Here is a 23693-nt window from a genome sequence, read left to right on the forward strand (position 1 = left end):
ATATAAATACGGCTTTAAAGGAAGCATATAGGGTTTTAAAGCCAATGGGTAAGTTTATATGTCTTGAGTTTTCAAAAGTAAAGGAAGGGTACATAAAAGATTTCTATAAATTCTACTCATTTAATATTATACCGAGTATTGGTCAAATGATAGCGGGTAATAAAGAGGCATATGAATATTTGGTCGAAAGTATAGATTTATTCCCCTCACAAGACGAGTTTAGAATAATGATTAAAGACGCCGGTTTTGAGGAAGTCGGTTATAAAAATCTAAGTGGCGGAATAGTTGCTATCCACAGTGCGTATACTCGATGAACTTCAAAAATTGGCTACGTCGTTCTACAAGATCTGCGGTACTTACGTATTAAGTATACGCTCCGCTCCTCGACTTATGAACTCCTTGCTCTTTTTGCAGTTGATCTTCGTATACTATTCTTTATTTTACTTCGGAGTATATAATAGATGATAAGTAATTTTTTTAATTTAATACGTATTTTTCGTATCATCAGTAAAAAGCAAATCTTAATTGATTCAAGAAGCCCTAAATATTGCAGGTTTATCGGTTATATATTAGCCTTATTTTTTGCTCCGGTCTCGTTAATAAAAAAATCACGGGAAGATTACGGCAAACGCTTAATAGATTGTTTAAGTGATCTTGGACCTATTTATATAAAATTTGGACAAACTCTTTCGACAAGAGCCGATTTAGTAGGAGCAGAGATAGCAGGTCATTTAAGGTTACTGCAAGATAAGCTACCTCCGTTTGATGGTGGGGTGGCGAGAAGGTTGATAACGTCATTGCGAGGAGACATTTATGTCGACGAAGCAATCTCAGCAAGCAAACAAAAGATTGCCACGCAGTCTATGACTGTGAGCCATGACGCCCTCCCTTTTTTACACCTCGACGATACCCCCATCGCTGCCGCATCAATTTCGCAGGTACATAAAGCACAACTTATAACCGGTGAATATGTTGCGGTAAAAATTTTGCGTCCGGGTATTCATAAAAAATATAACAGAGATATTAAGCTGCTATATTTTCTTGCAAAAATTATCTCAAAATTTTCTAAAGCAAAAAGGCTCAAACCGATTAAAGTAGTCGATAAATTTCATGAAACTATGAAATTTGAGCTTGATTTACGTTTAGAGGCGGCAGCAGCTTCTGAGCTTACGGATAATATGCGAAATGATATTAACGTGATAATCCCTAAAATATATTGGGATTTAACATCAGAAAATATACTAACCACCGAGTGGTTAGACGGCACTTCTATATATGATACTTTGCTACTAAAGGAAATGGGGTTAGAGCCTGCAAAAATATCTCAGGATTTTGCCGTAATGTTTTTCAATCAAGCCTATAGAGACGGATTTTTTCATGCTGATTTACATGCAGGGAATATTTTAGTGAATAAGCAAGGTAAAATAATTTTACTTGATTTCGGTATTATGGGCAGACTTAAAGAAAAAGATCGTTTAGCCGTTGCCGAAAGTCTATTTGGCTTTTTAAGGCGTGATTATAAATTAGTTGCTAAAGTACATTTAAGAGCCGGCTATATCCCATCAAATACCGATTTAGCTTTATTCGCTCAAAGTTGTAGAGCAGTTACCGAGCCTATAGTAGGGACGCCCATAAAAAATATTTCCATAGGTAAGCTGCTTGCACATTTATTTAAAATCACGGAAGATTTCGGCATGGAAGTACAACCGGAGTTGTTGCTATTGCAAAAGACTTTAATAATGGTGGAAGGGATAGGCAGACAGTTAGACGGTAATGTTAATATGTGGCAGCTCGCCGAACCTTGGATTAAAAAATGGGCCGTGAAAAATCTAAGCCCTGAAGCGAAGTTGTTACGATTGGTAAAGCATGACCTAGATAGTCTAGAGGATATTATTTGACATATAAAAAATTAGCCTTATATATTAAGAAATTTTTTATTATGAAACTAAAAGATTTATTTATTAAATATCCTATTACTACTCCTTTTTTGGTTCATTGTAAAAATGATAAATTAGTATTTCCTTCAGATAAAGAATAAAAATATACAAGAGACCTAAAAGAAAAAATAGGAGAGGAAGAGTTTGAAAAATTAATGGTTTTAGATAAAATTGTTTAATATCCCGAAAACTTAGAAAATATAGCTTTAGTAAGTATAGAAAGACATCTCGATAAACCATTTATAGTAGCGAAATTGCTTAATGATGTACAACGTGAATATTATAAATCCATATAGATCCCGATAATAATATTAAATCGATTTTGCATTTCTCAAAAATATATTTTATTGGTGATGTAGGGTGAATGCCAGCTGAAGTTTTAAAACGCGAGTATAATGTCGGTACTATACAGCAAAAATCTTTACCGAAAATCATGGAATTATGGCCTGACCCTTACTATTACTGGATTCAGAAAAATAAAGAGTATAACAACCCGGATATAGATCCTCAGGTAATGGAGAATATTGTTTTATTGTGTGGAGAGGTTAGTATGGATTTACCGGTAAATGAAAAATTATAGTAAAAAACCATTGCAAGATAACCATGACTTTTAAAATTAACAAAAATTAAAAAGTAATATTTTATAAACCTTTAAATTATATAAAGGTATTTAAATGTCTAAAAGCCAAGAGCAAGAGCAGGAATCCATTGATAATATAAGGCAACAGCTTGATGAAGAATATAAAAACCTGTCGTGGGTTCAAGTTGGATATTTAGCTCTTGGAGCTGACACAGGTAACAAAAAATATGATCAGTTAAATAAACGATATCTAGATCTTAATAAAGATAATTTAGGTATAATACAAAGTGTTATCCAAGCAGTCGGGAATGTTCCTAGTGCATTGCAGTTTACCTGGGAGGCTTCTCAAGTTTTACCTGATCTTGCATTGGAGCTTAATAACCTCAGAAAAGCGAGAAGTGCTACCACTAGTGTAGGTTCTATTGAAGCTGGTTGCAAGATGATAGCAGATGCAGCATCGCTTATAAAAAAATGTGCTTCTGTTTTACATTCCGAAACTATATCCAATAGTTCAAAAGAAACTCTTTTACAGTCTAAAGTTATATCTTCGCACGCCTATTTTAAATAAGAGGCTTAGCAAAATAACAAAAAACTTTCAAACTTCCGAAACAGAAAAAATAAATGTATTAGACAAAATAAGTCCTAAATTTATCAGAGAATTATCTACACTAGGAGTAGATTTAATATCTAAAGCACTAGAAAGCGATTTAAACCCAAAAGTACAAGAAATATATAAGAATATTAAACAAAAAAACGCGTCATCTCAAGGTGCTATATTAAAAATATACATGACATTTAAAGCACAAAAAATCGCTAAACCTGAATTAATTGCAAATACAGTAGCACTACTTGTAAATTCTAGCGAAAAATTAATTGAAAGTACTCCTTCAGCTATAAAAGCTTATAGTCAGCTTAAAGCAAATCAGCGTTGGACTAAAATTAACCTAAATATGGAAGGGTTAGATACTGAAACTAAAAAAGATTTATTAAAAGGCAAAAAACCTCAAATAGTAGAGTTAGTTGAAAATGCCAAAAAAAATATTGATAATTTATCTCCTGTTTTAGAAAAAAATTACCGCGATATTTAGATAGTAATAAACAGAATATATTAGATGTTTTAAAACATCCTAAAGTAACGGAAAGAATAGAATCACAAGGGAAAGATCCGGAGTTTATACATAAGGCATTAGATGCATTTACGTCTTTTTTAAAAGATGCTCTGCCGTCAATTACTAAACTTGCAAGCCTCGCTCTTCCTGATAGCGATGAAGTTGCTGATATAATACAAAAATTTCAGTTAATTAAGCCACTGCCAAAGGAAGAGAAATCAAAAGAAGACAAGGTAAAAGAGGTAAAGGAGTTGATTAGTCCTTTGATACAAATTAAAAACCATAATCCGGAAATAAGAAAAATAATTGAAAAAGACCTTCCTGAACTAATTAACAAAACATGCAAGTAGTTTAGGACCAGTTGTAGATGAGTTTTGCAATAAAACACCTAAGGGTCAAAAATTAAAATTAGACGGTGAAAAATTAGTAAAGATAGCCGGTAAGTAAACATGCACCTGAATTAATGCAAATTGCCGATAAATTTAGCAAACATGAATACGGTAAAATTATTATCAGATCCAAAAGTGCTAGGAGTAGTAGCAGAAACTATAGTTAATTTAGGAAAAAGTAAATTTAGTAAAAATAAAGAAGCGGTAGGACCGCATTAAGGTATTAGAAGAAAGACAAAGAGAGATAGGAAAATCCAGTAGAGGAGCCTAAGTCCTGTGCACTTTTAATAGAATAATCATAATTATGGCTCTTTTTAGTTGGAAATTATCAAATTTTTTTGAAATATGCATAACTATTCCTTCAAAAATCTTATTAATTTTCGTTTAAAAAGATCTAATAATTATAATTATTAATCAAAAGTGCACAGGACCTAGAAACATCTTGCTATTATTTGATTAAAATTATATTGTAAATTCAAAGTGTCATTATGAAATTACAAGGATGATAGACAGAAATTATTATTTAACACATATCACAGGTGCCCTTGAGATATTCCCTATTTGTGCCATTCTCGGTCCAAGGCAATGTGGTAAAACTACTTTAGCTCACGCTTATATTAAACAGCTTAAAGAAGATGAAAAGAGCTACTTTTTTGACCTTGAGGATCCAGCTCACTTAGATCAATTTAAGAATCTTAAAACCACTCTTGAGCCTTTAAACGGTTTAATAGTAATTGATGAAATTCAAAGACAACCTGAAATTTTTCCTTATTTAAGAGTTCTTGCTGACTATGCAAACAAAAAATTTTTAATATTAGGTAGTGCTTTTGGAGAATTATTGCGACAATGTTCAGAATCATTAGCCGGCCGTATTGAATATATGGAGCTTACTCCGTTCAATTTAATAGAGATAAATGATTTTAGGGAGTTATGGTTAAGAGGTGGTTTTCCTAAATCATATTTAGCAAAAAATTATGTCCAAAGTCTTAGATGGCGTAATAGCTACATCACTAGTTTTATCGAGCGTGATTTGCCTAGTTTAGGAATATCTCTTAATGCACATGTAATGAGGCAGTTATGGATGATGCTTGCTCATAATCATGGGCAATTATTAAATTATAGCGAGCTTGGAAGGTCGCTCGGTTTAACGGATATGACTATAAAACGTTATACTGAAATATTAGAGCAAACTTTTATGATTCGGCTATTAAAACCTTGGTATGAAAATATCTCAAAACGTCAAGTGAAAGCACCAAAAGTCTATATACGAGATAGCGGAATACTACATGCATTATTAGGGATTCACGAACATGATTGGTATGTTCATCCAAAACGCGGTCTTTCATTTGAAGGGTTTGTAATAGAGGAGTTAATACGTAAATTTAAAACGGATGCAGAGTATTTTTTTTGGCGAACGCAAACAGGAGCAGAATTAGATTTATTAATTATTAAGAATGGTAAGAAATACGGCTTTGAAGTACAAAATGCTGATGCTCCTAGTATTACTAAATCAATGCATACCGTTCTTGCCGATTTGCAGTTAGAACATTTATATATTGTTACCGCTGGGAATAATACGTATAAAAAAACAGAAAAAATAAGTGTAGTTGGAATAGCGAGCTTATCTAATTTACAGCTTGGTTAAAGTATATAAGTTACCATATTTCATTACCTTTAGTCTTATCATTACTTAATAAATTCATGATGACAATTAGAATCAGTAATATTATCTAGTAATATATCTAATTCAGATTTTTCGGTGCTAATAACTAAACTGTTATTAATTAATTTTAAACTACACATACGGGTTTTTAGTTTTTACGTAAATGAATCTAATAGGAATGCCCGGCATGTCAAAAGCCTCACGCATATTGTTTACTAAATACCTAGTATAGCTATCGGTAATTTTTTCCGGATTATTGGAGAATAGCTTGAAAGTAGGGGGGCGGGTTTTTGTTTGAGTCATATATTTTACACGCACTCTTCTGCCTCCTTTTTGTAAAGGCAGCAGATGTGCTTCCGTAGTAAAATTAAGCCATTCATTTAATTTGCTAGTAGTTATTTTCTTATTCCAAATTTTATAAATTTTAAGACAAGCATCTAGCACTTGTTCAATATTTTGTTTATTTATTGCTGAAATGAATAGAACGGGGATACCTTTCACTTGAGGCAGATGAGTATTTATCTGATAATAAAATTCTTCCTGAAATGCTTCTTTTTCGGATTCTTTAACTAAATCCCATTTATTTACTACTATAACTATACTTCTTCCTTCATTTACCACATGGCTTGCAATATTTAAATCTTGCTGTTTTAAAGGAGCTAAAGCATCAATCATTAAGATTACGGTATTAGCAAATTTAATACTGTTAATAGTATCCGATGCCGATAATTTTTCTAAAGACTCTGTAATAGTAGATTTCTTGCGGAGTCCTGCCGTATCAATCAATTTAATATGATTATTTTTATATTGCCAATCAATTTCAATTGATTCACGAGTAATGCCGGCTTCAGGACCGGTTAATAATCTTTCATCATTAATAAGAGCGTTTATAAAAGTAGATTTTCCGGCGTTAGGTCTGCCACTAACTACTATCTGCAAACAATCTCCTTTAATTGGATCGGCTATATTTGTCTCGATTGATTCTTCTTCAGGTAACTTGGCAATAATTTTGTCATATAAATCAATTAAGCCTGTGCCATGCTCGGCAGAGATAGCTATCATACTATCAAGCCCTAATTTGTAGTACTCTTTATCAAAATCAAAAGCTTTCTCGCATTTATTAACGACCAATATAGTAGGCTTATTATATTTTCTAACAAAACTACTAAGTAGCTTATCATCAGGTAATATTCCGCTTCTACCGTCAACCATAAAGCAAATTAAATCTGCCTCTAAAATTGCTTTAGTAGTCTGCTCCATTAACCTCTCTCCCATATTATTAGGATTCTCGTCAAGTCCTGGGGTATCAATTAACAAAAATTCAAAAGAGCCGATTTTGCCGTCTGTATATTTTCTATCTCTAGTGACACCTGGCAAATCGTGAACGATAGCTTTTTTACGTATGCTTAATCTATTGAAAAGCGTTGATTTGCCTACATTCGGACGGCCAACTAAAGTAATGATTTTCTTAGTCATTATTTAATATATTATTATGGTTAAGAGAACTAATAATGCCCCGATAAAACCTACTATATTTGCTATTATAATAGGTGTATTTTTTATTAATATGCCGTATATAAGCCAACTACAAAGAGCAATAGCACTTATAGTAAAGGCGGGCATAGAAACAGAAGCCGCAGATTGGCAGGTGAAAATCTTATGAGCCTGTACATAGAACATAAAATTGCCGATTGTACCGACAATTGTCATATATTTTTCGTAAAATGTCATGAATTTTGGAGACATATATTTATTTTTAAAAAGTGGTCTATGTCATTCCTGCGTAGGCGGGAATCCATTAAAATCATATAAAAACTTGTTTTTATATGGTTATTTTATCAAATTATGTAACTCCTATATCAATATTAAAGCTATTTTTTTGGACTCCCGCCTACGTGGGAATGACATACGGCATCCTAAGATAGCAACATTCCACATTGACTATCCCTTAAAACTCGCAATTACCGGTATATGATCTGAAGGTTTTTCTTGAGTCCTTAAATTATAATCCATATAGCAATTTTCTAAATAGTCAATTGTATTATTACAACCAAGAATCATATCAATCCTCATACCTTTATTTTGTTCAAAACATCCGGCTCTATAATCCCACCATGAAAATTCTTGTTTACTCGGATGCATTAATCTGTATAAATCCTCAAATCCGGAATTTAGAATAGTGCGTAATGTTTTTTGTTCAACCTCAGTAAAACAAGTAGTTTCAGCCAGTAGCTTAGGTGAATATACGTCTATATCGAACGGTGCAATATTGAAATCACCGCCTATGATAGTTTTTTCGTCAAAAGATTTTTTAGTTGATAGATAATTGATAAAATTATCATAAAATGCTAGTTTTGCTACAAATTTATCGCTACCGACAAATGAACCATTAGGAGCATAGAGCGAGATTATATTACAAAACCCTATAGGTAATGATAATTTTATTTCTAAGAATCTTGCTTGATTACTGCAGTAATTATTTGGAAAATCCTTAATTATTTCATCGGCAGGAAATTTTGAAATTATAGCAACGCCGTTATATGATTTTTGTCCGTGAACATAAGAATTATAAGGTAGATCGGATAATGCATCAAAAGGAAATTTTGCGGTTTCGCATTTTATTTCTTGCAATAATAAAATATCCGGATTTTCTTTAGATAAAAAATTACGCAATAAATTAAGTCTTGTTTTTATGGAATTAATATTCCAAGTAGCTATCTTCATGTTTGTTTTGCTATATCTTCTAATTTTGTATTACGGAATCGCCACTCAAGAAAACCAAAATGATAAACTAAGAGACTAGTAATAAATGCTCTGGCAATTACTATACTCATTGAATATTTCATTGTATGATAATTTGGATTACTACTGTACATATCTAATAATATGCTAAAAGCTATACCCCATAAATACAGTGATTTCAATACTAACTCCTCTTGGTGTCCTCTTAATTGAATTTTCTTTCATAATAAAATCTCGTAATATTGTATCGCAATTAGCTGTAATGAAAGCAAAAAACGGTCTCCAAAAACTTAGAGGCTCAATTTTGTGAATAATAACCATTGCAACTCCTCTCAGTAGTATAAGTAGCTCCTGCTGTCATGTCGGCATTGCCGCTTTAAATATCTAATTGATCTTGATACCAGCTATCTTGATTGTACTCAATATTGATACCTATTTTTGCAGCAATAGCGTTCATTAATTCTATATCCATACCGGAAACGGTAGTATGACCGTTGGAAGCAGCAATTAAGTATTGATAAGGCTCATTTACATACCATGCATTTATCAAAGTTTTTTTACCAGCTGTCCCTTCACATTCTAAAATTGCTTATTGTTCGTTCGTCCCTATGCTTAAAGCATACAAATTTTTAGACATGAGCAGTATAAAAACCAAAGCCTTTAAGCACGAAATACTTTAATTTCACCGTCAGAAAATTTAATATTAAAAATTTTTTCATGCGCAGCAGTAATTTTAGAAGATAAAAAATTACCTGTTTCTCCTTTCACTATAGCAAAACCTCGTTTTAATACGTTGTGATAATCAAGGCTTGCAAGTAACGTACTATTTAATTCTAATTTATACTCAAAGTTTTGCAAGGTATTATTTGCTGATTTTGATAGATAAGCTGTTTGATGTGTTAATTCTAATGTTTTGTAATTGATTATTTTAGCAGGGTTAACTCTTTCTTTAGAAAAAGATTTAATCTTTGTTTCTTGTAGTTCAATAAAGCACTGTAAAGCATCTAGTAAATTAAAACCGGTTTCGTCCAGTAATTGCTGCCTATTATTTATATAGTGGGAGAGATATCTGTGTATTTTATCGTAATTTACTATATTTTGTTCGTGATATTTAATTAACCGGCTAGTATTATTCAATAATATTTTTTCATAAGATTGTAGCGTATTATTTACAATAGAGCATACCGGTACAGCAAATTCTGCGGCAGCAGTCGGTGTTGGAGCTCTTTTATCGGCTGCTAAATCTATTAAAGTATAATCCACTTCATGACCTACTGCGGAAATAATAGGAATTTTTGAGTTATAAGCAGCACGTACTAATATCTCATCGTTAAATGACCAAAGATCTTCTATAGAACCGCCACCTCTAGCAACGATTATAACACTTGGTTTATTTACCTCTTCTAAATTGTTAAATCCTTCAATTGCTTCAGCAATTTCATTGCCAGAATTTTCGCCTTGTACGCTAACCGGCCATATTATTATCCGAGTCGGAAAACGTTCGCGAATACGATGAATAATATCTTTAATAACAGCACCGGTTATTGAAGTGATAACGCCTATTTTATCAGGTAAAAAGGGTATAGGAATACGTATTTTATTAAATAAGCCTTCTTGCTCGAGCCTTGCTTTACGCTCATTTAGAATTTGCAGCATAGCTCCAAATCCTGTGGGTTGCAAATTATCTACCGATAATTGATAACGTGAATTACCTGCATAACTTGAGAGTTTACCGCTAATTACTACTTCCATGCCGTCATTTAAAGGAAATTTGATTTTAGCAAGAATAGGACGCCAGCAAGTACAGGCTAAAATGGCGGTATTTTCTTTTAAGTTAAAATAAGCATGACCTGAGTTTGCTATTTTTAAGCCTGAAATTTCGCCTTTTACCTTAATATAGCCAAAATTATTTTCTAATAGCTCTTTGATTTTATTAGAAATCTCACTAACTGAAAACTCTTTGGTTGCTTGATGCGCAATGAAATTGTCTAGCATTTTATTAGTACTTGGTTTTTTGTGCTGAGGGTAACACATTATTCGTCATTACGAGGAGAAACTATAAGTTTTGACGAAGCAATCTCAGGAGTTTATCCTACTTCATGAGATGGCCACGTCGATGCTATGCATCTCCTCGCAATGATGATTATCATCTCCATAGAATAACCTTGTACTACAAAAGAGCAAGCACAATTTTTTATTATTTGATATATTGCTAATAGCTTGCTATTATTTTTTACTATTAAAATATATTTATTAATATAAATGCTACTGCGAATAATATGTTTGCTTATTATCATAATATTTTCTTTGGTAAGTTTTGCCGCTCTTTCTAAGCATGGTCAATATATTAAAATAAGCAATATTATAGCTGACTTCGTAGAGTATAATGAAAATCAGGATTTGATATATGCTAAAGGTAATATAAGAATTATCACGGATGAGTATTTATTAACGGCAGATAATTTACTTTATGATATAGAAAACGATATTTTATGGGCAGAAGGTAATATCCGAATTAAGGATAAACAAAATCGGATAATAGAGGGAGACAAAGCGGTTTTAAAAGATGAATTTAAGAAAGGTATCATATCGGAATTCATTTTGCTTTCGGGTGATAATAATCTTTTAATTGCTAAACTTGCCGAAAGAATAGATGCAAATAATCTTAAGCTGCACCATGCTGAGTTTACCCCTTGTGATGTTACTTGTAATAGAAACCCTATTTGGCACCTTGCTGCTAAGGATACTTATATTCATTCCGCAGAGCATAGAGTAGTTTATAAAAACGTGTTTTTTGAAGTATACGGTGTACCGATTTGTTACTTACCGTATTTTTCCCATCCGACTCATACGGCCCCTGCAACTTCTGGATTATTGGTACCTGACGTCAAAAATAAAGGGTTTGGCATCCCCCTATATCTACGTGCAAAACCTAATATCGATTTTACTCTCACTCCAAGAATTTTTAGTAAATATCAAACTTATGACCTAGAAGCACGTTATCGCCTGAATGATACCGATAATATGAATTTTCAAGTTAGTTACGGTAAATTACCGTATTTTCTAGAAAAAGATGGAAGTGTAGTGAAAAATAAAAAAGTTTCTTCTTATCATTATATAGCAAGCGGTAATTTTATTAGTACCGATAAAGTTTATGATTACGGTTTCAGGGTGGAACGTACATCGGATAAAGCGTATTTAAAAAATTATTATAATAACTACGCTTCATATTTAACTTCTAAAATATTCTTAAATAAAATTCATGAGGCTGATTATTTTTCGGCGGAAGGATTAAGTTTTCAAGGCTTAGGTAGTAATGCTCGTAAATATACCGATCCTCTAGTATTACCAAAAATCAATACAAAAAACGTGATAAATTTGAATGATAATGACAACAGCCATATCATTGTTGAAAATAATACGTTAATGTACAAAGAAAGAATAGGAAAACAAGTTGCTAGAACCTCTTTGCAACTATCCTTTATGCATAATGTGCTGACTGCTTCAGGACAAATTGTTGATTTTGCTGCTAAAGATAGAGGCGATTTTTATCTTGCTAGGCGGGCTTATGTAGATAAGCCGAGAGAAAGTAAATCATTTCAAAGGAATATACCGGAATTGCAAACTTTATGGCGTTATCCGTTAGTAGGCAATATAACAAAAACGATAAATTTACTTATTGAGCCGGTAGTTTCTTTTACTATGGGACGTAAACTATCTAATAAAGATAAAAAATTTGTTATAATTGATCCTGCTAAATATGAATTATCCGAAAAAAATATCTTTTTATCCAACCGTTATAGCGGTATTGATTGCCATGATTTCGGTAATAGATTAAGTTACGGCTTAAATACTAGTATTGCTAAAGAAGAAAATTATTTAAAATTATTTTTAGGACACTCCCGTAATACAAGATGTAGTATAGATTTGCCAGCTGATGATAAGGAAAATGTAGGGCAGATACTAGTTAATCTTTCTAATAATTTAGAAGTGTTTTATAGTTTTCGGAAAGATAGATATTTCAGACCTATTAGGGATGAAGTGGGCGGAAATTTTAACTATGATAAGATTAACTTTCTAGGTAGTTTTATTCAGCTTATCAATCTTAACAAATATTATTCCGTAGAAAGTATAAAGGTTTCAAATAATAGAGTACGACAATTTTATGGAGACATAAATTATCAGCTAGCGGAAAATTGGACTATAGGCTTTGGTGCACGCATTGATCTCTCTAGACGATCTCCAAATTTACTTACTCGAACTATTAGGATGACATATGCTAAAGATTGTGTTAGAATTACTGCAAAGATTTATTCCGATTATCTAGCCGATGGAAATAGAGGAATCAAAAAGACTACCTCTTCGCCGACTATTTCTATCGGTTTAAAAGTTTTAAACATGTGAGTATACTCGTTTTATTTGAAAAATTGGCTATGTCGTCTTATAAGTTCTGCGGTGCTCACGTACTAAATGTACGCTCCGCTCCTTGACTTATAGACTCCTTGTTCTTTTCCAAATAAAACTTCGTCTACTTACTGGTCACTTATTCAGAGTATCACATGAAAAAATTATTATTAATCATTACCGTTTTTTTTACTTTTAATGTAGCACAAGCATCATTACCGAATATAGTAGCATTCGTAAATGATGAACCTATTACTCTTAATGAGTTCCGTGCTAGAAAAAAAATGATTATGGCACTAAATAATGTTGAAAGTCTAACGCTTGCTCAAGATAAGCAGCTAAGTGACTTAGCACTTAAGAGCTTAATTGACGAATCTTTGCTTTTTCAATATGCAGGAGATAGAGAAATTCCACAAGAAGAGATAGAGAACGCTATTAAGTCTATTGAAGATCGTAATAAAATGCCTCACGGTTCTCTTCTTCAGTATCTAAAAAGCAGATCGGTTAATCCTGATAGTTTTATTTCCCAAATTAAATCCGAGTTGATTAAAATGAATATTTTATCAAGTCTATCAAGATCGGTACAAGTAAGTAATAAAGAAATAGATGTTGCAATTTTATCTAGCGATCAAAAAGACGTAGAAATTTTAATGCAAGTATTTACATCTAAAGATGGTGGCAATAAAGCGTTTACGCAGATGAATAATTTGAAAAATCGACTAAAAAAATGTGCGGATGTTAAAAAATCGCTTTATGATAATTTTGCTACTATGCAAATTATTACTGATAAGCTTAGCAAGATAGAAGGCGTAAAACAAACTATTGTAAAGGACTTAACTCCTGATAAAGCAAGTAATGTTTTTGAAGTAAATAACAAATTTGAAATAACATTAGTGTGCAGCAAAAAAATCTTAAATGTTAATGAAGATGAAAATAATTATGTAGTAAATTTCCTAACCAATAAAAAGATTTCGCAAAAAGCACAAAAAATGTTTGAAAATATGCGTAAGAAAGCAGCTATAAAAATAATGCTGCCGTCTTAGTGTGTGTTATTCTATGTCATTCCCGCGTAGGCGGGAATCTAGAAAAATAACCTTGATTATTAATACAGAATTATATTTGATAAAAACAAGTTTTTATATGTTTTACTGGATTCCCGATTTCACAGGAATGAAATACCCTATGCTCCCTTCAATTGCAAAACACGCAGCTTTACATCAAGTTAATCCTCTTAAAAAGCACGGACAAAATTTTATTTTTGACAGTAGTCTATGTGATAAAATCGTACGTGCAAGTAACCTGGCAGAAAATAGCCGAGTATTAGAAATAGGGCCCGGCACAGGAGGGTTAACTAGGTCAATATTGCAGAAAAATCCTGAATCCTTAACTGTTATAGAAACAGATGAGAGATGCCTCCCGCTCCTTAATGAGATTAAAGAATATTATCCTAATCTAAATATTATTAAACAAGATGCTCTTAAAATAAATTTAACCGATTTAAGCTATGATATAGTCAATGCAGTTGGATTTGCATACAAGCAGCGAGAAGCGAAACCTATAACTAATAGGAGAGCGAACGATATAGGCGAGTCTAAATCAATTGACTATAAAGTAACTATAATCTCTAATTTACCGTACCATATAGGTACTGAGTTAGTGATTAGATGGCTGAAAGAAGCACGGCTAATTACTAGTATGACGCTAATGTTACAAAAGGAAGTAGTAGAACGTATTTGTGCTATACCCTCAACTAAAGCATATGGTAGGTTATCGGTAATATGTCAGTTAATAGCTAAAGTGGAAAAGTGCTTTGACGTAGTGCCAACTGCTTTCTATCCACCTCCTAAAGTATATTCTGCGATAGTTAAACTAATACCTTTAGAAAATCCGCCGTCTATTGCTCTGATAAATAAAGTTGAGCAAATAACAAAGCTTGCTTTTGCAGGACGACGGAAAATGATCAAATCATCACTGAAAAATCTTGTACCTAATATACATGAAGTATTAACTCAGTTGAAAATCAATGATAATTATCGTGCTGAAAATCTTGCCCCTCAAGATTATTTGAGAATTGCTGAAATATTATAGCTTGTATCATTCAGCTTTATCTAACTTTTTTGCTTCTGCTTCTTGCTGTAGTTTATATTCTGCTGCTTTTTCGTCTATATAGTTAAAAAAGAAATAACAGAAAGTTAAAAAACTAGTCAAAACTATGCATTTTGAGCTTTTAATTCCTGTTCTTCCTCTTCATCAAATATAAGACTCAGAGGTTAAAATTTCTTCTTTATAGTTTACTCTTTAAAATTAGCTTATATATTAATGATAGAGTTTAATTATCATGTGAGAGAAGTAATTTATAGGGGGGGGAAATAAGTCAATAATTATATATTTAATAAATCTATCTTACTCAAAAATACGGCTTTGTCTATTTACTAGGTAAATACAATTTAGTTCTTGAGTCTTATAATAAAGCAATTGAACTTGATCCTACAAATTCTAAAGCACAATATAATAAACAACATTTATTAAAGTGTATGTATTATTAAGTAAAAAACGCTGCAAAGCTTTTACTTATTGCCTTTGCAATCTATTCTGTTTGCTAGATTTCTTTAGTCTAAAATAAGCTAAGCAGTGATGCTATGCGTCTATTGTAATTTGCTTGATTCCGACAATTGTCTTATACAAATGTTCAGCTAAAGTAAACATATTAAATAGCATTGGCTTGGTGGTTAGTTTTTTGTGGCAATCTCTAAATCAGTTTCACTCATATTGCGATGTGAATTAATACATTAGGGTCACACAGCTAGGCATTAATTTCGGTTATCGCTACAGGTTTCCTTGATATCAACAGCCTCAAGTGCCTATAAGATATTTAAAAGTTCCAGCGTGAGCGAAAAAAGACGTTTAGTAAATTTAATATTTGGGAACTTAGTATTGAAACCTGAAAAGCTTGATTTTATGATGCGTTCGCTGTTTGATACATTGGTGAATTTGCCTAAAAATGGCGAATGGTACCCGCGGCCGGACTTGAACCGGCAAGAGCTTACGCTCCACGGATTTTAAGTCCGTTATGTCTACCATTCCATCACGCGGGCAGCTGTGGATATTAAGGTTGCATTTGTTAAGTGGACAGATTAATAAAAAAAATACGAAAAAGCAAGTACTTTTATCGTTAATATATTAGTCTGATATGAAAAAGTTATTAAACACATTTAAAATCATTAGTTTACTCATTAATTTATTAGATAATTAACTTAAATAGTGACAAAATAGTAATAATATGATAGATTAGTTTCAGGAAGTAATACTTTCTCTTGCATGTTATTGACATGTTTATTGACAAATGCCGCAAGGTAAGGTAGTTTTGCATAATGAATTTTATCAGCTCTTATATTTAAGTAAGGCTTAAAGTAAAATTTAAGTTTTAGTTATTATAAGCGTGTGTTAAGTTCAAATAAGTAATTTCTATCTAATAAAGGTTTTTATGGCTACAAATATAGTAGGTAAAGTTAAGTGGTATAATTCTACAAAGAATTTTGGATTTATTGAACAGGACAATGGCGGCAAAGATGTGTTTGTACACAAATCAGCCGTAGACGCAGCAGGTTTACATAGCCTTGAAGAAGGACAAGATGTAATTTTTGATCTTGAAGAAAAGCAAGGAAAAGCCTATGCTGTTAACCTCAGAATTAAATAAATTTATAATACCAAAAGCAGCTATCCAAAATTGTTTATAATTTAGGGTAGCCTAGTCATCTTTATCAAAATAGTAAATATTTTGTTTTTGTCTTATAATAACCTATATAATTTTAAGTATAATAAATTATTTTTACTAAAGGGCATGAAAATGCCCTAAATCTAATAATATTATTCTGGCTTGAATAAGATTCTAAAATAGTTTCATTATTCATTATCGTTTTATATATTTAGTGGGTGTTTTGTAATCTAGCTTAAGCATATTTTTTGATTCAGGATAATTATATAAGTCGTTATTTTAATTTACTATAACTTATTTTTTATACAATAGACCTCTTGGCATAACTTATCTTATAAAGGGAATAAGAACTGCTACTCTACGCAGCGTACATAGTTAAGTATGTAAGGATGAGAGAGCCGTCGATGTCGCATATATCTTTAAGAAATGAGTTATGTTAAGAGGTCTAATCAATAATGTGCATATTTTGATTTAAAACTATATTGGATTATATAATGAAAAATTTTAATTTATCTGAAGAATTAATTATTGCTCTCGAGACAATGAATATAACTGAGCCGACTGAAATACAAAAGCAATCGATTCCGGTTGCAATGGCGGGATCGGACATACTCGCTTCTAGCCAAACAGGTTCAGGCAAAACTCTTGCTTATTTATTGCCGTTAATTGATTCATTTATTAAAAATAAAACTACTGCTTTAATTCTTGTTCCGACTAGAGAATTAGCAACGCAAATACACAGTACTTTAAATAAAGTAACTACATCCTATAAAATTAATAGTGCAGTTTTGATAGGCGGTGAACCGATGCCTAAACAATTTATGCAATTAAAAAAGAATCCAAAAGTGATTATCGGTACGCCGGGGCGTATTATCGATCACTTAAATAGGGGAAGTCTAAAAATTGATCGTATAGGCATAACCGTACTTGACGAAATGGATAGAATGCTTGATATGGGGATGAAAGAACAATTAGAAGAAATCAATAAATTTTTACCGGACAAAAGACAAGTTTTAATGTTTTCCGCTACTATGCCAACACATATTATTGCTGTTTCTCAAAAATATCTAAACAATCCGGTACGTATTACGGTAGGTGCTACTAATAAAGCAGCTGCAGAAATAAAACAGGAATCAATGCATGTTTCTGATAAAGAAAAATTTAGTGAATTAACTAAACAACTTGGTAATAGGGAAGGATCGGTCATTATTTTTGTGAAGACTAAACGCTCTGCCGATCAATTAGCTAAAATGTTGAAATATGAAAATCATACAGCAGAAGCTATACACGGTGATTTAAGTCAGCGTCAACGTGAAAGAGTAATTTTATCATTTCGTAAGTCAAACCATAGAATAATGGTAGCAACTGATGTAGCAGCTCGTGGGCTTGATATTCCTCATACACAGCATGTTATTAATTATGATTTACCTATGTGTCCTGAAGATTATTTACATAGGATAGGTAGAACGGGTAGAGCAGGGGCTACCGGACATGCGTTGTCTTTTATTTCTCCTGATGATGTTATTAGATGGCGTGCAATCGATCGTCTAGTAAATAAAGGAGAATCTACGCTACGTAGTGAGTTTAGAAGTGATAAAAATAATCGTAAAAGATCATTCGGTAAAAGAGCCGGCGGTGACGGTAAAAAGTTTAATGCTTTTGATAGTAGCCGTAAAAGAACCTTTGATGGTAACAGCTACGGTAATAAAAGAAAGAAAGTATCGTAGTTTAGATTTACGTCATTTATATCATTGCGAGGAAATTACTTAAGTAATTGACGAAGCAATCTCAAGAGTTTATTATCATTTCATGAGATTGCCACGTAGCCTTATGGCTGCTCGCAATGACGATTAGATATCCATGCGGGCGATGCCTTTGCAGGAATGACAACCGTATATTTTAAAGGAGGATAAATTCATAAGTTTAAATTTTTCACGATTTCAATATATATCTAATATTTTTTTTATATTAATAATTTCTTTTCCTGGAGGTTTAATTTATTTACTTACCGGTTCAACTCTTTCTTTTTGGCTTCGAGAATCCGGTTTTGATAAAATCACTATCGGGCTTTTTAGTTTAGTGAATTTTATTCATATATTTAAATTTTTATGGGGTCCTTTGCTTGAAAAAGTAAGTTTTGCTCCTTTAAGTAAGCAGGGATATAAATATTGTTTAATTATTGCTTTGGTTAGTTGTATTTTTTGTGTATATGTTCTAACAAATTTTAACCCTAACACTCATTTTATACCATTTGCTTTATGCTTAGTAGTTGTGGCATTTTTTTCGTCCATTTATGATATGTTACTTCAATCATCACAGATGTTACTGATTACAAATAAAAATTGGGGCATAAGTGAGGCAGCTTGTACTACAGGCTTTAGAATAGGTATACTTATAGCAGGCTCAGGAGCGTTATATTTATCTACTATCATATCCTGGCAAGATGTTTATCGTGCTATGGCAATTTTATGTATACCATCATTATTATTAATTATAATCTATCCCCTTAAATTTAAAGATAAGATAATTATTAATGATTTTGATAGATTTTGGCATGCTTTTTATGATTTTGTCAAGAAACCTAAATGGCTAATAATTGTTAGTTTTATGCTTCTATATCGTCTTCAAGATAATTTTCTGTCAATTATGCCGAATATGTTTTATCTCGATATTGGGTATACGAAGAAAGATTTAGCTCTTGGATATAAAGCTTTCGGTATGTGTGCTACAATCCTTGGAGGTTTTATAGGTGGGTTTTTGTGCCGAAAATATGAATATTCTTATTTGCTTAAAAGAGTATTAATATATCATGCTTTATCTAGCCTATCTTTTTTATTTCTCTATTTTTATAATCGAGATATTACAAGTTTGTATATAGCGGTCTTCTTTCAAGAATTTACCAAGGGCTTAACTATGTCGCCGTTTTTTTCTTACCAATTAAGATGTTGTAGTTCTAAATATTGTATAACCCAAATTGCTTTAATTACTTCTATTGCTTATATTAGTACCATATTGTTTGGTAGTATTTCAGGCTATGCAGCTACTTATTTAGGGTGGACTTATTTCTTTATTGTAGCAGGATTTTGTTTTATACCGGCTTATATGTTAATTAGATATTTGCCCCCTTATGTTATTTCTAGCTAAAGCGGGAATCTAGCAAAATATTTATAATTGTCATTGCAAGGAGGTGTTGTTGTGTGGATCAATTTCACCTCTGTGTCATCCCGTGGCTTGACACCGAGTGCTTTACCGGTCCCTGCAACAATGCCTTGCGAGGATCGTAGCGACGTGGCAATCTCTCTTAAATTGCATGAGATTGCTTCGTCGGCATAAATGCCTTCTCGCAATGACGTGGATAGGTAGTATTGGATTCCTGCTGCCGCAGGAATGACATACCTTTGAGCGCCATGTAAAAATGCCTAAATACAAATATATTGTAAAAGTAGTACTATCAATTTATAATAATCAACACATTTATTAGTGTGCTTTAATTATGTTTATTCAAACTGAAGATACTCCCAATCCGGATGCAATAACATTTTTCCCAGGGCAGGAAATAAGTAGTGATCAGCCGGTATTTTTTAGTGAGCTTGCTGAAGTAAAAGGAAGAAGCAAACTTGCAGAATCATTATTTTATATTAATAATGTAAAATCGGTGTTTTTCGGTAGTGATTTTATAACAGTAACTAAACAAGCTGAAGGTAATTGGCAAGTTATAAAGCCTGAAATTTTAATGGTTATTATGGATCATTTTGTTTCAGGCTTTCCTGTATTTGAAGAAAACACCAAAGCAGATAATGTAAATCATAACCTTGATGGGCTTTCGGAAATAGAGAAGCAAATCGTAGAGATTATTGAAACTAGGGTGCGTCCATCTGTTGCACAAGACGGCGGCGACATAATATATAAAGGCTTTGAAAACGGTGTAGTTAAATTAGCACTTCGTGGTGCATGCCTTGGATGTCCTAGTTCCACCATTACCTTAAAAAACGGCATTGAGTCCATGCTTAAACATTTTGTACCGGAAGTGCAAGAAGTTGAAGCTGTAGAGGAAGATTTTGAGTAATTTAGTATGCTAACTGTGAGTGACTACAGACTTTGTTGTATAGGTTAGTCTTCGTCATTGCAAGAAGAAACTGCAAGTTTCGACGAAACAATCTAGTAAAAATTTCTGATTTACAGAATTTTGATTATTTTGTCTGGATTGCCACGCAATCTACGACTGCTCGCGATGACGTTAAATGTCATATAGTATATTAAATTTTTTTGAAGAATAGTATGGTCCTATTCTTCCTTTGCAGAATTGATTGTATCCTTTTGATGCCAAATAACGTAATGTAGTTCAACATCTTTTGGAGCATATACTACGATAGGTAGTTTGCTATTATATCTTAAAAATGTTTCATCGCCTAAAAATACACTAACCGGTTGTATGGTTGCTTTTACGTTTGGGCATGCCATCATTGTACTAGCAGGGTGATCGCTAACTTGATCGATTATATAATAATTATATCCCCATCCTTCTAAAGTTTTTGTTTCCAGTTTACCACCAAACCAAACACGATTACAATCTTGCATTGCATTTTTTGTTGTTTGCAATTCTACTTTTAGCTTTTCTTTATTGGACTCTGTAGGTAAATGAATTACATAACGCTTTTGATTTTCAAGTGGTGTAGGATAGGGTGCAATATCTTTTAACCGCTTATCGGTATCGGCTAATAAATCAGTATTTAAAAAACATGATATAAGCAATAGTATAATTTTATTTGGCATATGATTATTTTTTTAATTAGAATCCATTATCTCGCCTATAGGAGTTATATAAGAAGCATTTATTTTACCATTGGCTATATCACAGTACTAAAGCCTTCACTATAGTCAACATCACCATTTTCGTTTATTTTTGTACTTAAAAATAATATAGATTTTTCAAATTTATTTTCTTTTAATATAGGCTGATTATTTAAACTAAAAACTTTCATGGCAAGCCTTTCATTATTAGGTAATCTAAAATATATTTCTGATCCGTTATTGGATTCAAAAAAATTACATTTATTATTAGCACCTAATAATAAATTATAATATATCTATGGTAACTTGTTCTTCAAGATTTATAATCTTAGGAAATAATATGTAATTATTGTGATTATTTTGTATATTTGAAATAAGAATATTTTGAGAGTTATATTGTTGTTTTTCCAAATATATTTTTGCAAAATTATTTTGTTTTAATTCTGTAAAGGTTAGTTCAGCCTTATATTTTTGTTTGTCACTAGAAAAGTTAGGTAGCGTTTCTATTAAATGAAAATCAAGGGAGGTAAATCTTGTATTCAGCATATTATTTTGATTTAATGCGGCATAGTATGTTGCTCTGTCAATGTCTAAACTATATACAGGCTTATCTTCCAATATCTCTTCAAATAAATCTTCCCATAGCTCGTGTAACTCTTGTAAAAAATTTTGAACATGTTCTTTAGTTTTACAAACATCAATTTGATTTGCAACGCTTTTTGCTATAAAAAACTTTAAATCTTTTTGATCCGATAAAGATAAATTATGAATGTGACATTTAAATGTTTTATCTACATAATTTATTAGTGATGCAGTATCTGCAGGAAAATTTTTAGTTATTGCTAATAATTCTTTTTTTATGCTATTCTGAAATTATATTCATTTTCTAATCTAATCCCGTTTCTTTCTTAAAAAAGCCGGTATGTCATGAATATCAGACTCTTTATTATCTTGATCTAGAGTACTAACAACAACGTTTTTGCGTTCTAAAGTTTGATTATTTGAAGCACGCAGAGAACCCCATATTTTTCCTAAAAATGATGGTTTGGGTGAGTCATCTTCAGATTTGTTGAAAGTATTGGCATGTAACCCTAGTTCTTTTTCATTTCCGATAAAATTTTGCTTTATTGGAGAGTCGGTAATTTCAATATTTTCGGTACTATAGCTGTTAAAATCAGGCATTTCTTCTATTTGTGTAGGTTGTGCTATAGCTTTATTATAAGTTTCCTCAGGAACTATATTGGTAGTTGCAGCTATTGCGGGTTTATATGTTGGTACTTTATCGGCATCAATACCGGTAGCAACAACTGATACTCTGATCATTCCTTTTAATTCCGGATTAAATGTTGAACCGAAAATAATATTAGCATCAAGGTTGTCTACTTCTTCTCTAATTCTGTTAGCAGCGTTGTCAACTTCAAATAAGGTCATGTCGGAACCGCCGGTAATATTGATTAATACACCTCTTGCACCGCACATTGAGCTATGATCTAGCAGTGGATTTGAAATTGCAGATTCTGCCGCTTTAATAGCTCTATCTTCGCCACTAGCTTCACCTGTACCCATCATTGCTTTACCCATTTCACTCATTACTGCTTTAATATCGGCAAAATCAAGATTAATAAGTCCCGGCATAATCATTAAATCCGTTACTCCTCTAACGCCTGCATGTAATACGTCATCTGCCATTTTGAAAGCATCGGCAAACGTCGTTTGTTCATTAGCAATACGGAATAGATTTTGGTTCGGTATTACAATTAAAGTATCAACGAATTGCTGTAATTCAATAAGTCCTTTATCGGCAGTTTTCATACGATGACCGCCTTCAAAATGGAAAGGTTTAGTTACTACCCCAACCGTAAGGATGCCTAGTTCTTTAGCAATGCGTGCAATAACCGGTGCAGAACCGGTACCTGTACCACCGCCCATACCTGCCGTAATAAATACCATATTGCTATTTTCTAGGTAATTACGAATTTCGCTTTCTGATTCTTGAGCAGCAAGTGCTCCAACCTCAGGAGAAGCTCCTGCCCCAAGACCTCTAGTTGTAGAAACACCGAGTTGTATTTTGTTAGTGCATAAAGAATGTTCAAGCGATTGTGCATCAGTATTAGCTACTACAAAATTAGCACCTTGCAGATTAGCACTAATCATATTATTTACTGCATTACTACCTGCACCCCCAATGCCGAAAACTGTAATGGTCGGTTTTAATACTATATTTTCAGGAGCTTTGATATTTAAAACCATGATACTCTTTTATTTTATATAATTAATGTTTAAGTATAATAAAAGATTTAGAAATTTCCATAAACTTTTTATGAAAAATATGGATTATTGTCTTTTATAGTGAATTAGCTTGA

Annotated in this window: 23 protein-coding genes, 1 tRNA gene and 1 pseudogene; 14 read left to right on the forward strand and 11 right to left on the reverse strand. The window is 32.3% G+C overall.

Annotated features, from left to right (window positions below; translation table 11 throughout):
* The 7 genes from TENJIKU01_RS05680 to TENJIKU01_RS05710 all read left to right on the forward strand — a co-directional run.
* On the forward strand, positions 1-314 hold a 314-nt coding region (locus TENJIKU01_RS05680), incomplete at its 5' end, for a class I SAM-dependent methyltransferase (RefSeq protein WP_172795054.1).
* 147 nt (positions 315-461) lie between these two features.
* Positions 462-1898 (forward strand): 2-polyprenylphenol 6-hydroxylase, encoded by a 1437-nt coding sequence (gene ubiB / locus TENJIKU01_RS05685; RefSeq protein WP_064429541.1) that lies wholly within the window; start codon positions 462-464, stop codon positions 1896-1898.
* Positions 1895-2038, forward strand: coding sequence for a hypothetical protein (locus TENJIKU01_RS09885; protein ID WP_227780044.1), 144 nt, complete (start codon positions 1895-1897; stop codon positions 2036-2038). Before ubiB ends, TENJIKU01_RS09885 begins: the two co-directional genes overlap by 4 nt.
* Before the next feature lie 263 nt (positions 2039-2301).
* On the forward strand, positions 2302-2517 hold the full coding sequence (locus tag TENJIKU01_RS05695) for a hypothetical protein (RefSeq protein WP_064429542.1): 216 nt from the start codon (positions 2302-2304) through the stop codon (positions 2515-2517).
* Between the two features lie 94 nt (positions 2518-2611).
* Positions 2612-3085 (forward strand): hypothetical protein, encoded by a 474-nt coding sequence (locus TENJIKU01_RS09890; protein ID WP_064429543.1) that lies wholly within the window; start codon positions 2612-2614, stop codon positions 3083-3085.
* Positions 2991-3605 carry a hypothetical protein gene (locus tag TENJIKU01_RS09895; protein ID WP_227780046.1) on the forward strand — a complete coding sequence of 205 codons (615 nt, stop codon included), beginning with the start codon at positions 2991-2993 and terminating at the stop codon, positions 3603-3605. The genes TENJIKU01_RS09890 and TENJIKU01_RS09895 overlap by 95 nt, the downstream gene beginning before the upstream one ends.
* 912 nt (positions 3606-4517) lie before the next feature.
* Positions 4518-5660 carry an ATP-binding protein gene (locus TENJIKU01_RS05710; RefSeq protein WP_064429545.1) on the forward strand — a complete coding sequence of 381 codons (1143 nt, stop codon included), beginning with the start codon at positions 4518-4520 and terminating at the stop codon, positions 5658-5660.
* A gap of 150 nt (positions 5661-5810) precedes the next feature.
* Here the strand turns inward: TENJIKU01_RS05710 and der are convergent, their stop codons facing one another.
* From der to TENJIKU01_RS10785, 7 genes are all read right to left on the reverse strand, one after another.
* Positions 5811-7154: a ribosome biogenesis GTPase Der gene (gene der, locus TENJIKU01_RS05715; protein ID WP_064429546.1), complete on the reverse strand. Its 1344-nt coding sequence runs from the start codon at positions 7152-7154 to the stop codon at positions 5811-5813.
* A gap of 3 nt (positions 7155-7157) precedes the next feature.
* Positions 7158-7424: a SemiSWEET family sugar transporter gene (locus TENJIKU01_RS09000; RefSeq protein ID WP_082894539.1), complete on the reverse strand. Its 267-nt coding sequence runs from the start codon at positions 7422-7424 to the stop codon at positions 7158-7160.
* A 195-nt stretch (positions 7425-7619) separates the two neighbouring features.
* On the reverse strand, positions 7620-8402 hold the full coding sequence (gene xth / locus TENJIKU01_RS05725; RefSeq protein WP_064429548.1) for an exodeoxyribonuclease III: 783 nt from the start codon (positions 8400-8402) through the stop codon (positions 7620-7622).
* On the reverse strand, positions 8399-8602 hold the full coding sequence (locus TENJIKU01_RS08620; RefSeq protein ID WP_064429549.1) for a hypothetical protein: 204 nt from the start codon (positions 8600-8602) through the stop codon (positions 8399-8401). Before TENJIKU01_RS08620 ends, xth begins: the two co-directional genes overlap by 4 nt.
* Before the next feature lie 194 nt (positions 8603-8796).
* The gene (locus TENJIKU01_RS09900; RefSeq protein ID WP_227780047.1) at positions 8797-8970 is read right to left on the reverse strand and encodes a hypothetical protein; all 174 of its coding nucleotides are present in this window, start codon (positions 8968-8970) and stop codon (positions 8797-8799) included.
* A 110-nt stretch (positions 8971-9080) separates the two neighbouring features.
* Positions 9081-10415 carry an exodeoxyribonuclease VII large subunit gene (gene xseA / locus TENJIKU01_RS05740; protein WP_064429551.1) on the reverse strand — a complete coding sequence of 445 codons (1335 nt, stop codon included), beginning with the start codon at positions 10413-10415 and terminating at the stop codon, positions 9081-9083.
* A 92-nt stretch (positions 10416-10507) separates the two neighbouring features.
* Positions 10508-10717 (reverse strand): hypothetical protein, encoded by a 210-nt coding sequence (locus TENJIKU01_RS10785; RefSeq protein WP_064429552.1) that lies wholly within the window; start codon positions 10715-10717, stop codon positions 10508-10510.
* On the opposite strand from TENJIKU01_RS10785, the gene TENJIKU01_RS05750 reads away from it, so the two are divergent.
* From TENJIKU01_RS05750 to rsmA, 3 genes are all read left to right on the forward strand, one after another.
* The gene (locus TENJIKU01_RS05750) at positions 10683-12824 is read left to right on the forward strand and encodes an LPS-assembly protein LptD (RefSeq protein WP_064429553.1); all 2142 of its coding nucleotides are present in this window, start codon (positions 10683-10685) and stop codon (positions 12822-12824) included. The genes TENJIKU01_RS10785 and TENJIKU01_RS05750 overlap by 35 nt on opposite strands.
* Before the next feature lie 155 nt (positions 12825-12979).
* Complete coding sequence (locus TENJIKU01_RS05755; protein ID WP_064429554.1) at positions 12980-13867, forward strand: SurA N-terminal domain-containing protein; 888 nt, start codon at positions 12980-12982, stop codon at positions 13865-13867.
* A 139-nt stretch (positions 13868-14006) separates the two neighbouring features.
* A complete protein-coding gene (gene rsmA, locus TENJIKU01_RS05760; protein WP_064429558.1) occupies positions 14007-14912 on the forward strand; it encodes a 16S rRNA (adenine(1518)-N(6)/adenine(1519)-N(6))-dimethyltransferase RsmA in 906 nt (301 codons plus the stop codon).
* Between the two features lie 921 nt (positions 14913-15833).
* On the opposite strand, the gene TENJIKU01_RS05765 is transcribed toward rsmA, so the two are convergent.
* Positions 15834-15919, reverse strand: a tRNA-Leu gene (locus TENJIKU01_RS05765).
* Between the two features lie 389 nt (positions 15920-16308).
* Here TENJIKU01_RS05765 and TENJIKU01_RS05770 point away from each other — a divergent pair.
* From TENJIKU01_RS05770 to TENJIKU01_RS05785, 4 genes are all read left to right on the forward strand, one after another.
* On the forward strand, positions 16309-16521 hold the full coding sequence (locus TENJIKU01_RS05770; RefSeq protein WP_004997759.1) for a cold-shock protein: 213 nt from the start codon (positions 16309-16311) through the stop codon (positions 16519-16521).
* A 512-nt stretch (positions 16522-17033) separates the two neighbouring features.
* On the forward strand, positions 17034-18266 hold the full coding sequence (locus TENJIKU01_RS05775; RefSeq protein ID WP_064429555.1) for a DEAD/DEAH box helicase: 1233 nt from the start codon (positions 17034-17036) through the stop codon (positions 18264-18266).
* A 190-nt stretch (positions 18267-18456) separates the two neighbouring features.
* Entirely contained in the window at positions 18457-19683 is a 1227-nt protein-coding gene (locus tag TENJIKU01_RS05780; protein ID WP_082894540.1) for an MFS transporter, read from the forward strand.
* A 349-nt stretch (positions 19684-20032) separates the two neighbouring features.
* Entirely contained in the window at positions 20033-20605 is a 573-nt protein-coding gene (locus tag TENJIKU01_RS05785) for a NifU family protein (RefSeq protein WP_004997765.1), read from the forward strand.
* A 218-nt stretch (positions 20606-20823) separates the two neighbouring features.
* Here the strand turns inward: TENJIKU01_RS05785 and eco are convergent, their stop codons facing one another.
* From eco to ftsZ, 3 genes and pseudogenes are all read right to left on the reverse strand, one after another.
* Positions 20824-21312, reverse strand: a complete 489-nt coding sequence (gene eco, locus TENJIKU01_RS07885) for a serine protease inhibitor ecotin (RefSeq protein ID WP_082894541.1) — start codon at positions 21310-21312, stop codon at positions 20824-20826.
* A gap of 12 nt (positions 21313-21324) precedes the next feature.
* Positions 21325-21741, reverse strand: a pseudogene (locus TENJIKU01_RS10790) (hypothetical protein).
* Between the two features lie 480 nt (positions 21742-22221).
* A complete protein-coding gene (ftsZ, locus tag TENJIKU01_RS05805) occupies positions 22222-23580 on the reverse strand; it encodes a cell division protein FtsZ (RefSeq protein WP_064429557.1) in 1359 nt (452 codons plus the stop codon).
* Positions 23581-23693: the final 113 nt, after the last annotated feature.

It is taken from the genome of Rickettsia sp. Tenjiku01 (assembly GCF_001653015.1).
In the GTDB taxonomy this organism is placed as follows: Bacteria; Pseudomonadota; Alphaproteobacteria; order Rickettsiales; family Rickettsiaceae; genus Rickettsia; species Rickettsia rickettsii.

Bases quoted from the DNA above. Each gene is read 5' to 3' on its own strand.
- ubiB (WP_064429541.1), top strand. From the start codon at position 462: ATGATAAGTAATTTTTTTAATTTAATACGTATTTTTCGTATCATCAGT.
- TENJIKU01_RS05695 (WP_064429542.1), top strand. From the start codon at position 2,302: ATGCCAGCTGAAGTTTTAAAACGCGAGTATAATGTCGGTACTATACAG.
- TENJIKU01_RS09890 (WP_064429543.1), top strand. From the start codon at position 2,612: ATGTCTAAAAGCCAAGAGCAAGAGCAGGAATCCATTGATAATATAAGG.
- TENJIKU01_RS05710 (WP_064429545.1), top strand. From the start codon at position 4,518: ATGATAGACAGAAATTATTATTTAACACATATCACAGGTGCCCTTGAG.
- der (WP_064429546.1), bottom strand. From the start codon at position 7,154: ATGACTAAGAAAATCATTACTTTAGTTGGCCGTCCGAATGTAGGCAAA.
- TENJIKU01_RS09000 (WP_082894539.1), bottom strand. From the start codon at position 7,424: ATGTCTCCAAAATTCATGACATTTTACGAAAAATATATGACAATTGTC.
- xth (WP_064429548.1), bottom strand. From the start codon at position 8,402: ATGAAGATAGCTACTTGGAATATTAATTCCATAAAAACAAGACTTAAT.
- xseA (WP_064429551.1), bottom strand. From the start codon at position 10,415: ATGCTAGACAATTTCATTGCGCATCAAGCAACCAAAGAGTTTTCAGTT.
- TENJIKU01_RS05750 (WP_064429553.1), top strand. From the start codon at position 10,683: ATGCTACTGCGAATAATATGTTTGCTTATTATCATAATATTTTCTTTG.
- TENJIKU01_RS10785 (WP_064429552.1), bottom strand. From the start codon at position 10,717: ATGATAATAAGCAAACATATTATTCGCAGTAGCATTTATATTAATAAA.
- TENJIKU01_RS05755 (WP_064429554.1), top strand. From the start codon at position 12,980: ATGAAAAAATTATTATTAATCATTACCGTTTTTTTTACTTTTAATGTA.
- rsmA (WP_064429558.1), top strand. From the start codon at position 14,007: ATGCTCCCTTCAATTGCAAAACACGCAGCTTTACATCAAGTTAATCCT.
- TENJIKU01_RS05770 (WP_004997759.1), top strand. From the start codon at position 16,309: ATGGCTACAAATATAGTAGGTAAAGTTAAGTGGTATAATTCTACAAAG.
- TENJIKU01_RS05775 (WP_064429555.1), top strand. From the start codon at position 17,034: ATGAAAAATTTTAATTTATCTGAAGAATTAATTATTGCTCTCGAGACA.
- TENJIKU01_RS05785 (WP_004997765.1), top strand. From the start codon at position 20,033: ATGTTTATTCAAACTGAAGATACTCCCAATCCGGATGCAATAACATTT.
- eco (WP_082894541.1), bottom strand. From the start codon at position 21,312: ATGCCAAATAAAATTATACTATTGCTTATATCATGTTTTTTAAATACT.
- ftsZ (WP_064429557.1), bottom strand. From the start codon at position 23,580: ATGGTTTTAAATATCAAAGCTCCTGAAAATATAGTATTAAAACCGACC.